The 13,094-nt window shown below is 70.9% G+C and carries 12 protein-coding genes and 1 other RNA gene; 7 read left to right on the top strand and 6 right to left on the bottom strand.

Features of this window, described 5'->3' with window-relative positions; genetic code table 11:
* Positions 1 to 9: 9 nt before the first annotated feature.
* Positions 10 to 579, top strand: a complete 570-nt coding sequence (locus tag ABD866_RS02610) for a DUF2799 domain-containing protein (RefSeq protein ID WP_345060923.1) — start codon at positions 10 to 12, stop codon at positions 577 to 579.
* A gap of 32 nt (positions 580 to 611) precedes the next feature.
* On the opposite strand, the gene ABD866_RS02605 is transcribed toward ABD866_RS02610, so the two are convergent.
* The 5 genes from ABD866_RS02605 to ABD866_RS02585 all read right to left on the bottom strand — a co-directional run bounded on the left by ABD866_RS02605 (position 612) and on the right by ABD866_RS02585 (position 5,010).
* Positions 612 to 1,691: a tyrosine recombinase XerC gene (locus ABD866_RS02605; protein WP_345060921.1), complete on the bottom strand. Its 1,080-nt coding sequence runs from the start codon at positions 1,689 to 1,691 to the stop codon at positions 612 to 614.
* Positions 1,692 to 1,719: 28 nt separating this feature from the next.
* A complete protein-coding gene (locus ABD866_RS02600) occupies positions 1,720 to 2,409 on the bottom strand; it encodes a DUF484 family protein (protein ID WP_345060919.1) in 690 nt (229 codons plus the stop codon).
* Positions 2,406 to 3,284: a diaminopimelate epimerase gene (gene dapF / locus ABD866_RS02595; protein ID WP_345060917.1), complete on the bottom strand. Its 879-nt coding sequence runs from the start codon at positions 3,282 to 3,284 to the stop codon at positions 2,406 to 2,408. The genes ABD866_RS02600 and dapF overlap by 4 nt, the downstream gene beginning before the upstream one ends.
* A 117-nt stretch (positions 3,285 to 3,401) precedes the next feature.
* Entirely contained in the window at positions 3,402 to 4,394 is a 993-nt protein-coding gene (locus tag ABD866_RS02590) for a Bug family tripartite tricarboxylate transporter substrate binding protein (protein ID WP_345060916.1), read from the bottom strand.
* A gap of 25 nt (positions 4,395 to 4,419) precedes the next feature.
* Positions 4,420 to 5,010 (bottom strand): MarR family winged helix-turn-helix transcriptional regulator, encoded by a 591-nt coding sequence (locus tag ABD866_RS02585; RefSeq protein ID WP_345060914.1) that lies wholly within the window; start codon positions 5,008 to 5,010, stop codon positions 4,420 to 4,422.
* Positions 5,011 to 5,070: 60 nt separating this feature from the next.
* Between ABD866_RS02585 and ABD866_RS02580 the strand changes: the two genes are divergently transcribed.
* From ABD866_RS02580 to ABD866_RS02560, 5 genes are all read left to right on the top strand, one after another.
* Positions 5,071 to 6,342: a flavin-dependent oxidoreductase gene (locus ABD866_RS02580; RefSeq protein ID WP_345060912.1), complete on the top strand. Its 1,272-nt coding sequence runs from the start codon at positions 5,071 to 5,073 to the stop codon at positions 6,340 to 6,342.
* A 68-nt stretch (positions 6,343 to 6,410) separates the two neighbouring features.
* Entirely contained in the window at positions 6,411 to 8,087 is a 1,677-nt protein-coding gene (locus ABD866_RS02575) for an MBL fold metallo-hydrolase (RefSeq protein ID WP_345060910.1), read from the top strand.
* Entirely contained in the window at positions 8,074 to 8,829 is a 756-nt protein-coding gene (locus ABD866_RS02570) for an RNA pseudouridine synthase (RefSeq protein WP_345060908.1), read from the top strand. Before ABD866_RS02575 ends, ABD866_RS02570 begins: the two co-directional genes overlap by 14 nt.
* A 156-nt stretch (positions 8,830 to 8,985) precedes the next feature.
* Positions 8,986 to 10,242, top strand: a complete 1,257-nt coding sequence (locus ABD866_RS02565) for a YjgN family protein (protein WP_345060906.1) — start codon at positions 8,986 to 8,988, stop codon at positions 10,240 to 10,242.
* Between the two features lie 21 nt (positions 10,243 to 10,263).
* Positions 10,264 to 11,472, top strand: coding sequence for a M48 family metallopeptidase (locus tag ABD866_RS02560; protein ID WP_345060904.1), 1,209 nt, complete (start codon positions 10,264 to 10,266; stop codon positions 11,470 to 11,472).
* Between the two features lie 95 nt (positions 11,473 to 11,567).
* Here the strand turns inward: ABD866_RS02560 and rnpB are convergent.
* An RNA gene (gene rnpB / locus ABD866_RS02555) (RNase P RNA component class A) lies at positions 11,568 to 12,005 on the bottom strand.
* Positions 12,006 to 12,126: 121 nt separating this feature from the next.
* Between rnpB and cysK the strand changes: the two genes are divergently transcribed.
* Complete coding sequence (cysK, locus tag ABD866_RS02550) at positions 12,127 to 13,044, top strand: cysteine synthase A (protein WP_345060902.1); 918 nt, start codon at positions 12,127 to 12,129, stop codon at positions 13,042 to 13,044.
* Positions 13,045 to 13,094: the final 50 nt, after the last annotated feature.

Below are 13,094 nucleotides of genomic sequence, written 5' to 3'. Positions count from 1 at the left end.
ATGCCGGGCATGAGCCGATTACCATCCTTCCACCGACGAACCGGCCTGGCCCTGCTGGCAGGCACCACCTCCCTCGCACTGCTGGGATGCGCCAGCATGACGCCCGAACAATGCAAGGTGGCCGACTGGTACCAGGTCGGCCTTCAGGACGGACGCGAGGGTGAACGCCCGCAGGACAAGCTGGGCGACTACGCCAAAGACTGCGCCGAAGTGGGCGTGCGCCCCGACGGCGCGCGCTACCAGGCCGGCTGGAACGCGGGCATCCGCGACTTCTGCACACCCTACAGCGGCTGGCGCGAGGGCACGCAAGGGCGCTCGTACAAGTCGGGCGCCTGCCGAGGACAGATGGGCGAATGGCCGTTCGAGCAGGCGCTGCGCAACGGCCTCGAAGTGCACCGCACCGAGCAGAGCCTGCGCAATCACGACAGCGAGATCCGCCGCCTGGAGCGCCGCCTGCAGGACAAGGAGACGCCCGAGCGCGAACGGCGCGAGATCCGCGACCGCCTGCGCTGGCTGGACTACGAGCAGTCGCGCCTGCGCCGACTGCTGGCCGACCAGGAACGCATGGCGCCGCGCTAGGCCCTGCAGCGGCCATTGGCGTTGGACTGCGCTCAGGGCGACTTCTTGCGCGCCCGCGGGTGCGCGGTGTCGTACACCGCGGCGAGGTGCTGAAAGTCCAGCCGCGTATACACCTGCGTGGTCGTGATGTTGGCGTGGCCCAGCAGCTCTTGCACCGCGCGCAAATCGCCGCTGGACTGCAGCAGGTGGCTGGCAAACGAATGGCGCAGCATGTGCGGGTGCACGGGCGTGGTCAGCCCCGCCTGCAGGCTGCGCTGGCGCAGCCGCAGCCACACCGACTGCGCCGTGAGCCGCGCCCCGCGCTGGCCGATGAACAGCGCGGGCGAGAGGGCCGCCGACCGCGCGCCGAAGGGGCCTTCGCGCAACGCCAACCAGCGCCGCAGCGCCGCCAGCGCCGCACCGCCGACAGGCACGCTGCGGCGCTTGCGGCCCTTGCCGATCACATGGGCCTCGGCGGCCTCCAGGTCCACCCAGCCGCGGCCCGCGCGGTCGGCTTCCACGCCCGGGGCCACGTCCAGGCCCACCAGTTCGCCCACGCGCAGGCCGCAGCCGTAGAGCAGCTCTACCAAAGCTGCGTCGCGGGCTTCGAGCCAGGGGTCGGCCCCGGCGTTGTCGTGCTCGGCCAGGCGCACGGCGTCGTCCACCGGCAGGGCCTTGGGCAGGGGTTTGGGGGCCTTGGGCGCGCGGATGCCTTGTACCGGGTTGTGGTCGGTCAGCGACTGCCGCGTGGCCCAGGTGAAAAAACCGCGCCAGCCCGAGAGGATGAGCGCAATGCCGCGCCCGCTGCGCCCGGCACCGTGCATCTGCGCCACAAAGCGGCGGATGTGGGCAGGTTGCAGTTGCAACAGTGGCAGGCCCACCTCGGCCGCGCGGGCGCTGAGGCGCTCCAGGTCCAGCCGGTAAAGCGTCAGGGTGCGCTCGGCCAGGCGTTTTTCAAAGCGCACGTAGTCCAGGTAGCGCAGCACCAGCGGATCGAGCGCCGGGGCCGCGGATGGCGGCTGCAACGCCGCATCCCCACCCGGTGCGCCCAGCGCGGGCAGCACACCCGGTGCCGCCGGGGCGTCAGCCCCCGCTGCGGCGGGGCGGGCTCCTGGCGACGCCTGGGGTGCCATGGCGCTGCGCTGCCCGTGCCGTGAGGGCTCAGCGCAGGCGCAGCAGCGCAGCGCTGGCCAGTTCGGCCATGCGGGTCAGGAATTCGGTGCCCATGGTGGCGTCAAAGCGCTGCGGGTCAGGCGAGCCCAGCACCAGCAGGCCAAACGCCGGGGTGGCGCTGTCCATCGCGCCTTCGCGCAGCGGCAGCAGCGCCAGCGACTGCGCGGCCACGCCATCGGGCGCCACGAGCCAGCCGGCGGGCTCGAAGCCCAGGTTGGGGCCGCAGAAGGGCATGGTCAGCGACGTGGCAAACGCCCGCGAGTCTTCGCTCGCGCCCTGGGCATAGGGGGCCGCAGCAAAGGCCGGGGCCACGTCCCACAGGCGCAGCGCGGCCTGCGGCACGTCGAACAGGCGCTGAATGCCCTGTACCACGGCTTCGGGCAGGTCGGCCGGTTCGCCCACGCACAGCAGCTCACCCGTCCACTGGTGCACCTTCTGGGCGATGGCCACGTTCTCGTTGCTGTGGCGCACCATGTCCATGATGCGCTGCTCCAGGCCCTTGATTTTTTCGCGCAGCATCTCGGCCTGGCGCTCCTGCAGGCTCACGGCGCGGTGGCCGTGCGGGCTGGCAATCTGCACACTGGCCAGCACCTCGGCATGGCGCTCGAAGAAGCCCGGCGTGTGGATCAGGAACTGGGCGATGTCGTCTTCGGTGATCGGGGAAATCGGAGGGGTCATGCTGCGTCGGGAAGTTGGATCTGGCCGTCGAACACCGTGGTGGCCGGGCCGGTCATGAAGACGGCATCGTCCGCGCCGCCCGCCCAGTCGATGCGCAGCAGGCCGCCGCGCGTTTCGACCTCGACCGGGCCGTCGAGCAGGCCGAGCTGCAGGCCCGCCACCACGGCCGCGCACGCGCCCGAGCCGCAGGCCAGGGTCTCGCCCGAGCCGCGCTCGAACACGCGCAGGCGCACATGCTGGCGGTCCACGATCTGCAAGAAGCCAGCGTTGACCCGTTGCGGAAAGCGCGCATGGCCTTCTACCAGCGGGCCAGCCCAGGCCACGGGGGCAGTGTCCACATCGTCCACCAGCTGCACGGCGTGCGGGTTGCCCATAGACACGACCACTACGAAAACCGTAGCAGACTTTCCATCGCTGGCAAGCACGAGCGGCCATTTTTGTGCCCGACCTTGCAGCTCGGGCTGCAGGCCTTGCGCGTCGAACGGCACCTGCTCAGGCGCGAAGCGCGGGCGGCCCATGTCCACCGTCACGCGGCCGTCGGGGGTGAGTTGGGGCTCGATCACGCCGCCGCGCGTGAGCACGCGGATGCGGTCCTTGGTCGTCAGGCCCCGGTCGCGCACAAAGCGCGCAAAGCAGCGCGCGCCATTGCCGCACTGCTCCACCTCGCCACCGTCGGCGTTGTGGATCACGTATTCAAAGTCGATGCCCTCGGCAGGCGAGGGGCGCACGGTGAGGATCTGGTCGGCGCCCACGCCGAAGTGGCGGTCGGCCAAAAAGCGGTAGTGCGCGGGCGTCAGGCCCAGGCGGCCCGCGGTTTCGTCGAGCACGACGAAATCGTTGCCGGCACCCTGCATCTTGGTAAAGCGGATCTGCATGGGCCCAATTATCGTTGCTGGCCGGGTGGCGCGCACGGCCCAAATGACCGCGCCGCCACACCGCGCGTCCGCTGCAGCGGCGCAAGCGTCGGCCGCACGCGACAGACTGCGCCTGGCTCAGTCGTCCGACGAGAAGCCCGAAGCCGCCACCACGGGCGCCCAGCGGTCCCGCTCCTGCGCGAGCTGGCGCGTGTACTCCTCGGGCGTCGAGGCGATGGGCTCGAAGCCGAGTTTGGACAGTGTCTCGATCACGGCCGGGTCTTTGACGGCCGCGCGGGCCAGCTCTGCCAGGCGCTCGACCTGCGCGGCGGGCGTGCGGGCGGGCAGGAACAGGCCATAGCTTTCCACGCCCTGGATGCCCGCAAAGCCTTGTTCCTCGAACGTGGGCACATCGGGCAAGAAGCGCGAACGGCGCGCGTCGGTCACGCCCAGCACGCGCACGCGGCCCGAGGCCAGGTGCGGCAGGCAGTCGCCCACGCTGAAGCAGCCCGAGGCGATCTGGCCGCCCATCAAGTCCTGCAGGCCCGGCGCAGCGCCCCGGTACGGAACGTGCGTGAGCGGCACGCCCACCGCCCGCGCAAACTGGTTGCCCAGAAAGTGCGGCATGGCCCCGGCCGCGGGCGAGGCATAGCCCTGCGGCTCGGCCTGGGCCTTGGCCCAGTCGGCGAACTGGCGCAGGGTGCGCACCGATTCGGGCACCTTGGGCCCGACCATGAAACCGCAGGTGGACAGCGCCACGGGCGACACGGCGATGGCGTCGGTGGCCGGCTTGTACTGCAGGCGCTTGAACACATGCGGGTAGATGGTGAACATGGACGAGGGGCTGAGCAGCAGGGTCAGCCCGTCGGGCGCGGCGTCTTTGAGCGTGGTCACGGCAATGCGGCCGCCCGCGCCCACTTTCTGCTCGACCACCACGGTGCCCAGGCGCGCGCGCCAGGTTTCGGCCAGGCGGCGCGCGGTGGCGTCCACCGAGCCCCCGGCCGGAAAGCCGACCAGGATGCGGGGCGTGCCGGCCTGGGCCCAGGCGCCCAGGCCGGTGGATGCGAGCGCGGCCGCGCCCAGTGCGCGGCCCAGGTGCCAGCCGAGCTGGCGGCGGTTGATCGGTTGCATGCAATGTCTCCTTGGGTTGAGGGTCTTACTCGGGGGCGGGAACAGGGTCGGTCGAGCTGGGTGGTGTGAGGCCGGTCGCCGCGACCGCCAGGCGGTCCAGCAGGCGGCGCAGGTGAGGGCCCTCATCGCCCAGCGCGGCCAGCAAGGCGCTGTCGTGGGCACGCACCTGGGCCGTCACGCGATCAAGCAGTGCCAAGCCCTCGGGCGTGGGGTGCACGGTCCACGAGCGGCGGTCCTGCGGGTCGTCGGCCCGCGCCACCCAGCCCTGCTCGCACAGCCAGTCCACCAGGCGCATGCCGCCGCTGCGGTGCAGGCCCATGGCCTCGGCCAGCAGGCCCTGACGCAGGCCGGGGTTCTGCGCCACCAGCACCAGCGCGGCAAAGCGCTGCGGGCTCACGTCGGCGCGGTCCACGCTGCGCTGAAAGTGCAGGTACAGCGCGTTCTGCGCGCGGCGCAGCGCATAGCCCAGCAGCTCGTCGAGCACGCCATAGGCCAGCCCGGGCAGCGGCCGCAGCTCGGCCTGCGCCCAGTCGGCCGGCGGGGCGCCGCGGCCCGCCTTGCGTGCCGGGACGGGGGAGGCTGGGGGTTTGCGCTGACTTGCGTTTTTTTGTTGCATGACGCAACAATATCCCGGAGTGCTTGATGCACGTCAACCCCACAAACCCGGAGACAGCCCATGACCTCTTCCCGCGCCCCCCGCTCCATCGTCGTGTCTGGCGGCGGCATCGGCGGCCTGACCGCCGCCCTGGCCCTGGCCGCGCGCGGCCACCAGGTCATGGTGTGCGAAGCCGCCGCGCAACCCCGCCCGCTGGGTGTGGGCATCAACCTGCTGCCCCATGCGGTGAAGGTGCTGGCAGATCTGGGCCTGCTGCCCGCGCTGGAGGCCATGGCCGTGCCCACGCGGGCGCTGGTGTTTGCCAACCGCCACGGGCAGACCATCTACGAAGACCTGCGCGGCGTGGCCGCGGGCGCGAGCCACCCACAGCTCAGCATCCACCGCGGCCACCTGCAGATGCGGCTGTGGGACGAAGCGAAGCGGCGGCTGGGCGAGGCCCAGGTGCGCGCCGGCGAGCGCGTGGTGGCCGCACGCGAAACCCCCAACGGCGCGGTGGCCGAGATCCTGCACGCCGACGGCACGCGCAGCGAACGCGCCTGCGACATCCTGATCGGTGCGGACGGCATCCATTCGGCCCTGCGCCAGCAGTTCTACCCGGGCGAAGGCGCACCGCGCTGGAACGGCATGATGATGTGGCGCGGCACCACGCTGGCCAAACCCTTCCTCGACGGCCGCACCATGGTGCAGGCGGGCCACCGCCGTGCCAAGTTCGTGGTCTACCCGATTGAGCCGGTGCGCCCCGATGGCCTACAGCGCATCAACTGGATCTGCGACCGCCGCCTGCGCGAAGACGGCTTTGGCGGCGGCCTCACAGCCCCGAGCCGTGAGGACTGGAGCAAGCCCGGCTCGCTCGACGACCTGCTGCCCACCTTCGGCGCCTGGCGCTTTGCCTGGCTCGATGTCCCGGGGCTGATCCGCGCGGCCGAGCAGATCCTCGAATGGCCGATGGTGGACCGCGACCCCCTGCCCCGCTGGCGCCACGGCCACACCACGCTGCTGGGCGACGCGGCACACCCCATGTACCCGATCGGCTCGAACGGCGCGACGCAGGCCATCCTCGACGCCGCCGCGCTGGCCGATGCGCTCGATGCGCATGCAAGCATCACCGCCGCACTCGACGCCTACGAGGCCGCGCGCCTGCCCATGACGCGCGACATCGTCGCGATGAACCGCCGCGAAGGGCTGGACGCGATCCTCGACATGGTGGAAGAGGCCGCCCCCGAGGGCTTTGCCCGCATCGAAGACGTGACCGACCCGCAGGTGCTGGCCGAATGGGTGCAGGCGTACAAAAAAGCCGCAGGCCACCAGCTCAAGCCGGCACAGCCCACCTGATCCCCGCACCGGCCGCGCGCGCGACAGCCCCCGCCCCGTGCAGGGCCGCCGCGGCCGATAATGGGCCGATGCCCCGCCTCCACCAGCAACTGCACCCCCATCGCGAGCCGGTGCCCACCCGCCCGGCCGCCACCGTCTTGCTGCTGCGCGACGCACCAGACGGCGCGCTCGAAGTGCTGATGACCCGGCGCTCCGCCCAGGCCAGCTTTGCGCCCGGCGCCTATGTGTTCCCGGGTGGCGCCATCGACACCGCCGACGCCGCGCCCGCGGCCCACGCACTGGCCGACCGCCGCCCCACGCAGACCGACCTGCACTGCACGCAGGCCATTGCGGCCATCCGCGAGAGCTTTGAGGAGCTGGGCGTGCTGCTCGCACGCCGCACCGACGGCAGCGCCGCCGACGCGCAGGACATCGCCGCGCTCGACCGCCACGCGCCGTTTTTTGCACAGTGCGCGGCGCGCGGCCTGCGGCTGGCGGCCGACCAGGTGTTCTGGCTGGCGCACTGGACGGCCGACCGCGACCTGCCGCGCCGCTTTGATGTGCCCTTTCTGGTCGCACGCATGCCTGCAGAACAGGAGCCCGTGGCCGACGAAAGCGAGCAGTTCGAGCCCGTGTGGGTGCGCCCGGCCGACGCGCTGGCGCGGCACGAGGCCGGGCAGTTCTTCATGATCTTCCCGACCATCCGCACGCTGCAGCGCCTCACACGCTACACGAGCACACAGGCGCTGCTCGACGCGCTGCAAAGCGAGCGCCCGCTGTGGGTGAGCTGCCCACGCGCCGGCCTGCTGAACGGCAAGGAAGCGCGCTACATGGAAGACGAGCCGCCGTTTGGCGAACTCGCGCTGGTGTGCCCGGACGGGCAGATCGTGCATCCGCTGGATTGGCAGAACGAGCGCCCCGTGCCGCTGCTGCGCAACGTGCAGCGCCTCACGGCCGCCAACCCGGGCGTGATGACCGGGCCGGGCACCAACAGCTACCTCGTGGGCGACCCGTCCACGGGCCACATCGTCATCGACCCGGGCCCGGCCGAGCCCGAGCACCTGGAGCGCCTGTGGCGCGCTGCGGGCGGCGACATCCGCGCCATCGTCTGCACGCATTCGCACCCCGACCACAGCCCGGGCGCTGCGCCCCTGGCCGAGCGTTGCGCCGCCGCAGGCCGCCCGCGCCCGCCGGTGCTGGGCCTGCCCTCGGCCCCCACGGCGCGCACTGCCAGCCATTTCACGCCCGACCGATCGCTATCAAATCATGAGCGGCTTGTGCTAACCGGCAAAGGGCCGGATGGCGAAATCACCCATACCCTGGAAGTGATCCACACCCCGGGCCACGCGGCCAACCACCTGTGCCTGTGGCTGGTGGAAGACGGCCTGCTGTTCAGCGGCGACCATGTGCTCAACGGCAGCACCACCGTGATCGACCCGCCCGACGGCAACATGGCCGACTATCTCGATTCGCTCGACCGTCTGGCCGCGCTGTGCGAGCGCGAGGACATCGGCTTCATCCTGCCCGCGCACGGCTACGTGCTGGGCGATGCACCAGGCGCCATTGCACGGCTCAAGGCCCACCGCCTGGCGCGCGAGGCCAAGGTGGTGGCGGCCATGCAGGCCCTGCCCCAGGGCAGCATGGACGACTGGGTGCGCCTGGCCTACCACGACGTGCCGCCGCGCATGTGGCCGGTGGCCCAGCGCTCGCTGCTGGCGCACGTAGAACGCATTCGCGCGCTGGAGGCCCTGCATGGCAGGCACTGATGCGGCGGCGCCTGCCGCAGACGATGGCAGCGAACGCCTGGCCAAGCGCCTGGCGCGGGAGCTGGGCTGCTCGCGCAGCCTGGCCGAGCAGTACATCGAAGGCGGCCATGTGCAGGTGGACGGCCGCACGGTGGAAAGCCCGGCCCAGCGCGTGCAGCCCGGGCAACGGGTGGCCCTGGCCGCGGGTGCCAGCGCCCAGCCCGAGCCGCCGGTGACGCTGCTGTGGCACAAGCCTGCGGGTGTAGCGGCGGCCAGCGCCGACGACGCCCTGCCCTTCTTGAGCGCAGAACGCCACTGGGCCGACGACCCGGCACCGCGCCGCATGCTGCAGCGGCACTTCCGCCAGCTGATTGCCGCCACACCGCTGCCTGCCGGTGCCAGCGGGCTGGTGGTGTTCACGCAGGACCCGCGCATCGCACGCCGCCTGCAAGACGCCGCCGCTCCGCTGGAGCACGAATGTGTGGCCGAGGTGCAGGGCACGCCCGGAACGGCCGGGCTGGTCCCCTTGGCCGAGGGGCTGGTACTGGACGGCCGGCGCCTCGCGCCCGTCAAGGCGAGCTGGCAGAGCGAGCAACGCCTGCGCCTGCCGCTCAAGGGCGTGGATGTGGCCCTGGTGCCTGCGCTGTGCGCCGCGCTGGGCCTGGCCGTGACGGGCCTGCGCCGCCTGCGCATCGGCCGCGTGCCGCTGGCCCGCCTGCCCGAGGGGCAATGGCGCTACCTGCCGCCCTGGGACAAGTTCTGAGCCGGGCGGGGCCACCCGCAAGCGGCAGCCCCACCCGTAATCGCTCTTTTTTTGATAGCTGCTCGTGCTTGTCGGGCAAGCACAACAGGCCGTTTTGACGCTGCTCACCCAGAGCAAGGCCACTGCTACACTGGCCCGCAACTCTGGAGGGAGCCCATGCCAACACCATCTGCGCCGCCCACGGCGCGCCGCACCCAGCCGCCCGCCACGGCGGTGCCTGTCGAGATCGAAGCGCATCCGGTGCAGTTCACCGGCAGCGGCCGTGAATACTTCCGCGTCTGGATCGTCAACGTGCTGCTCAGCATCCTGACCCTGGGCTTCTACACGCCCTGGGCGCGGCGGCGCACAGCCCAGTACTTTTACGGGCACACGCTGGTCGCGCACAGCCCGCTCGAATTCACCGCCCCGCAAAAGCGCATGGTGTTCGGCTTTGTGGTGCTGGTGGTGCTCACGCTGGCCTACCAGATCGCCGTCAACACCGGGCAAGACACGGCGGTGGCCCTGTTCCTGGTGGCGGGGGCGGCGCTGGCCCCGCTGCTGTGGGGCAGTGCGATGCGGTTTCGGCTGTCGGCCACCCGCTGGCGCGGCCTGCGCCTGCAGTTTGTGGCGAGCTGGCGCGAGGTGTACCGGGCCAGCTGGCCGGTGTTTGCGCTGGCGCTGGTGTGGATCGGCGTGACCTACGGCCTGGACGCGCTCACCCCGCCCGTCCCTGAAGGCGCAGGCGGCGCAGGCGCACCCAAGATGCCCGAGTTCACGCCCGCCATGGGCGGCCTGCTGCTGCTGGGCCTGGCGCTGTCGGTGCTGTGCGCCATCCGCATGGAATACAACTACAAGAGCCTGCTGGTGATGCAGTCCCGCCTGGGCACCGAGCCCGGGCGCTGGAAGCCGCAGTACATGGACTTCGTGCGCATCTGGGCGGCCACCGTGGGGGTGTTCCTGCTGGGCCTGCTGGTCGTCAGCGCCCTCGTGGCGGCGCTCGTCGGGGGCTCGCTGGCACCGCTCAAGTCCATGGGCGGCGGCGCCACGTTGATCATCGTGTTCCTGATCATTGCCCTGCTGGTGCTGGGCTTCTTCCTGATGCTGCTGGCCTCGGCCCCGGCGCGCGCTTACCGCGAGGCGCGCATGTTTCAGCTGATGTGGGACAACATCGGCCTGAGCCAGGTCGCTCGCTTCAAGTGCCGCCTCAACGCCTGGCGCTTCGTGCGCCTGCGCATGAAGAACCTGCTGTTCACACTGCTCACGCTGGGCTTCTACCGCCCGTTCGCCCGCGTGAACGAATACCGCATGAAAGCGGACTCGGTCACGCTGCACATCAAGGGCGGCGTGGACCAAGTCACGGGCGTGCTTGTGCGCCAGCAGCAAGGGGGCGTGGGTGACGCAATGGCCGACGCCGTCGGGCTGGACCTGGTCTGACCACGCACGGCGCACCGGTCCATGCCCACCGACGGTTCTGCCGCTTCCGCGGCGCTACTGCCCGCGCGCTGGTTTGACGGCCGCCAGAGCCAACCGCGCCGCGTGCTGGTGGCCCTGCACCCCGGCCGCCGCGGCCCGGCCCTGCACCTGCATGCGCTGGACCGGCCGAGCGAAGCCCCGCGCGTGTGGCCCCATGCGGCGGTGGGCTGGCCCGAAGCCTGGAGCGCACGCCACGCCCAGCGCCGTGTGACGCTGGACCTGGGCGACGACGGCAGCATCGAGATCGACGACGTGCAGGCCTGGCATGCGGCCTATGCGGCTGCTGGCGGCCGCATCGGCGTGGCCCAGCGGCTGCAGACGCGCTGGACGCTGCTGCTGGCCGGCGTGCTCGTGGCAGCGGTCGCACTCACCCTGTTCTACCGCTACGGCACCCCATGGGCGGCGGCGCAAATGGCGCGCTTTGTGCCACTGGAATGGGAGGTGGCCATAGCCCAGCGCGTGATGCAGCAGTTTGACGACGGCATGCTGCGCCCGAGCAAGCTGCCCGCCGACCGCCAGGCCGCGCTGCGCGAGCGCTTTGCCACGCTGGTGGCCGCACAGCCCGCCGCGCTGCAGCGCTATCGCCACTACCAGCCGCGGTTGGTGCTGGAATTCCGCTCGGGCATGCCACCCAACGCGTTTGCGCTGCCCGGCGGCACCATCGTGATGACCGACGCGCTGGTGGACATGGCCACGCGCCGTGGCCTGGGCGACGATGCGGTGGTGGGCGTGCTGGCGCACGAGATCGGCCATGTGGTGCACCGCCACGGCATGCGCATCCTGGTCGAGCAGGGGGTGCTCAATATCGGGCTGGGCATGGCGCTGGGCGATGTGTCGGGCGTGGTGGCCACGGGCAGCACGCTGCTCACGGGACTGGCCTACAGCCGCCAGCACGAGCGCGAGGCCGACTGCCATGCGCTGGCCCTGCTGCGCCACACGGCGCTGCCCACGGCGCCGATGGCCCAGTTGCTGCGCGCCATGGCGCAGGAGCCGCACATTGGTCGGCGGGCCGAGCGCACCACGGGCCGCCCGGCCGAGCACGCTGCATCACAGCCCCAGCCGGCCCCCGCCCCCAAGCCCGCACAGGCCCGCACGCCCAGCACGTGGGAAACCTGGCTGAGCACGCACCCCGAAACCCTGGAACGCGCCGACATGCTGGAGCGCGGGCACGCCCCCCACTGCCAGCGCTGACCACAGCCCCGGCGACGCTGGCAATGGGGCGTGGAAGAGGTGGAGCGCCGCCACGTGCGCAGACACCCAGGCCCGCAGCACGTGGAAGCAGAAAAGTGTGAAGCGCGCCGATAAGCCGGATTCTGTGCACTGCGGTGTCCCGCAGCGTGACCGCCATTCATCTGGGCCGGGGGTCGCCCACCCGGCTCGGTGCTACCTACCCGCCAGCTCTGCGGAACCACATCAACGCTGGCCTACTTGGTATTGCTGCGCGTAGAGATTGCCCGTTTCACCTCGGGCGCGAAGCGCCCGAGGTGACTGCGTTGTTCCGGGCTCATCGCCCGTCACCGTCTGGCTTGCGCCAGCCGCGCCGGCTTGCGCCGGCGAACCGCAGAACACCCCTGGTGGGCCCTTCCACGCTCGAACTCGTCTCTGTTGCTCTGATCCTCACCTCACGGTGGGCAGCCGTTAGCTGCTACGCTGTCCTGTGCAGTCCGGACGTTCCTCCAGTGCCTGGTTTCCCAGATTGCACCAGCGGCGGTCTGGCGTGCTTCACAGGGTGCATTATCCCCGAGCGCTGCCCCCTGGGGGTCGCCATAAGCTTATGGTTTGCAAGCGCGCAGGCCTGGGCCAGAATCGTCCCACCCCTTGCCCACCCGAACCACAGGAGACGCCATGAAGTTCGACAACATCCTGCAGAGCATCGGCAACACGCCCCATGTGCGCATTCAACGGCTGTTCGGCCCGGATGCGCAGGTGTGGATCAAGTCCGAGCGCAGCAATCCCGGCGGTTCGATCAAAGACCGGATTGCGCTGGCCATGGTCGAAGACGCCGAGCGCAGCGGCAAGCTCCAGCCCGGCGGCACGATCATCGAGCCGACCTCGGGCAACACCGGCATCGGCCTGGCGCTGGTGGCGGCCGTCAAGGGCTACAAGCTGATCCTGGTGATGCCCGAGAGCATGAGCATCGAACGCCGCCGCCTGATGCTGGCCTACGGTGCGCAGTTCGACCTCACGCCCCGCGAAAAGGGCATGAAGGGCGCGATCGCCCGCGCTCAGGAGCTGCAGGCCCAGACGCCCGGCGCCTGGATTCCGCAGCAATTCGAAAACCCCGCCAACGTCGACATGCACGTGCGCACCACGGCGCAGGAGATCCTGGCCGACTTCCCGGACGGCTTTGACGCCCTGATCACCGGCGTGGGCACGGGCGGGCACCTGACGGGTGTGGCGCGCGTGCTCAAGCAGCGCTTTCCCCAGCTCAAGGTGTTTGCGGTCGAGCCTTCGGCGTCGCCGGTCATCTCGGGCGGGCAACCCTCGCCCCACCCGATCCAGGGCATCGGCGCGGGCTTTGTGCCCCAAAACCTGGACACCCGCCTGCTCGACGGCGTGATCCAGGTGGATGCCGAACCCGCACGCGAGTACGCCCGCCGCTCGGCCCGCGAAGAAGGCCTGCTCGTGGGCATCTCCTCCGGTGCGACGCTGGCCGCCATTGCGCAGAAGCTGCCCGAACTGCCGCCCGGCAGCCGCGTGCTGGGTTTCAACTACGACACCGGCGAGCGCTACCTGTCGGTGGAAGGCTTCTTGCCGCTGTAAGCTGGCCCGTCCGACCGAAACCATCAAAAACCATAGCACGTCGTGCTTGC

Source organism: Acidovorax lacteus (genome assembly GCF_039540375.1).
In the GTDB taxonomy this organism is placed as follows: Bacteria; Pseudomonadota; Gammaproteobacteria; order Burkholderiales; family Burkholderiaceae_C; genus Acidovorax_G; species Acidovorax_G lacteus.
The sequence above is the reverse complement of the archived record's forward strand: the minus strand, read 5'-3'. Positions and strand labels throughout refer to the sequence as shown.

Coding starts and splice junctions, on each gene's coding strand:
- ABD866_RS02585 (WP_345060914.1), bottom strand. CDS start 5,010: ATGCAACAAAAAAACGCAAGTCAGCGCAAACCCCCAGCCTCCCCCGTC.
- ABD866_RS02590 (WP_345060916.1), bottom strand. CDS start 4,394: ATGCAACCGATCAACCGCCGCCAGCTCGGCTGGCACCTGGGCCGCGCA.
- ABD866_RS02575 (WP_345060910.1), top strand. CDS start 6,411: ATGCCCCGCCTCCACCAGCAACTGCACCCCCATCGCGAGCCGGTGCCC.
- dapF (WP_345060917.1), bottom strand. CDS start 3,284: ATGCAGATCCGCTTTACCAAGATGCAGGGTGCCGGCAACGATTTCGTC.
- cysK (WP_345060902.1), top strand. CDS start 12,127: ATGAAGTTCGACAACATCCTGCAGAGCATCGGCAACACGCCCCATGTG.
- ABD866_RS02560 (WP_345060904.1), top strand. CDS start 10,264: ATGCCCACCGACGGTTCTGCCGCTTCCGCGGCGCTACTGCCCGCGCGC.
- ABD866_RS02600 (WP_345060919.1), bottom strand. CDS start 2,409: ATGACCCCTCCGATTTCCCCGATCACCGAAGACGACATCGCCCAGTTC.
- ABD866_RS02605 (WP_345060921.1), bottom strand. CDS start 1,691: ATGGCACCCCAGGCGTCGCCAGGAGCCCGCCCCGCCGCAGCGGGGGCT.
- ABD866_RS02580 (WP_345060912.1), top strand. CDS start 5,071: ATGACCTCTTCCCGCGCCCCCCGCTCCATCGTCGTGTCTGGCGGCGGC.
- ABD866_RS02570 (WP_345060908.1), top strand. CDS start 8,074: ATGGCAGGCACTGATGCGGCGGCGCCTGCCGCAGACGATGGCAGCGAA.
- ABD866_RS02565 (WP_345060906.1), top strand. CDS start 8,986: ATGCCAACACCATCTGCGCCGCCCACGGCGCGCCGCACCCAGCCGCCC.
- ABD866_RS02610 (WP_345060923.1), top strand. CDS start 10: ATGAGCCGATTACCATCCTTCCACCGACGAACCGGCCTGGCCCTGCTG.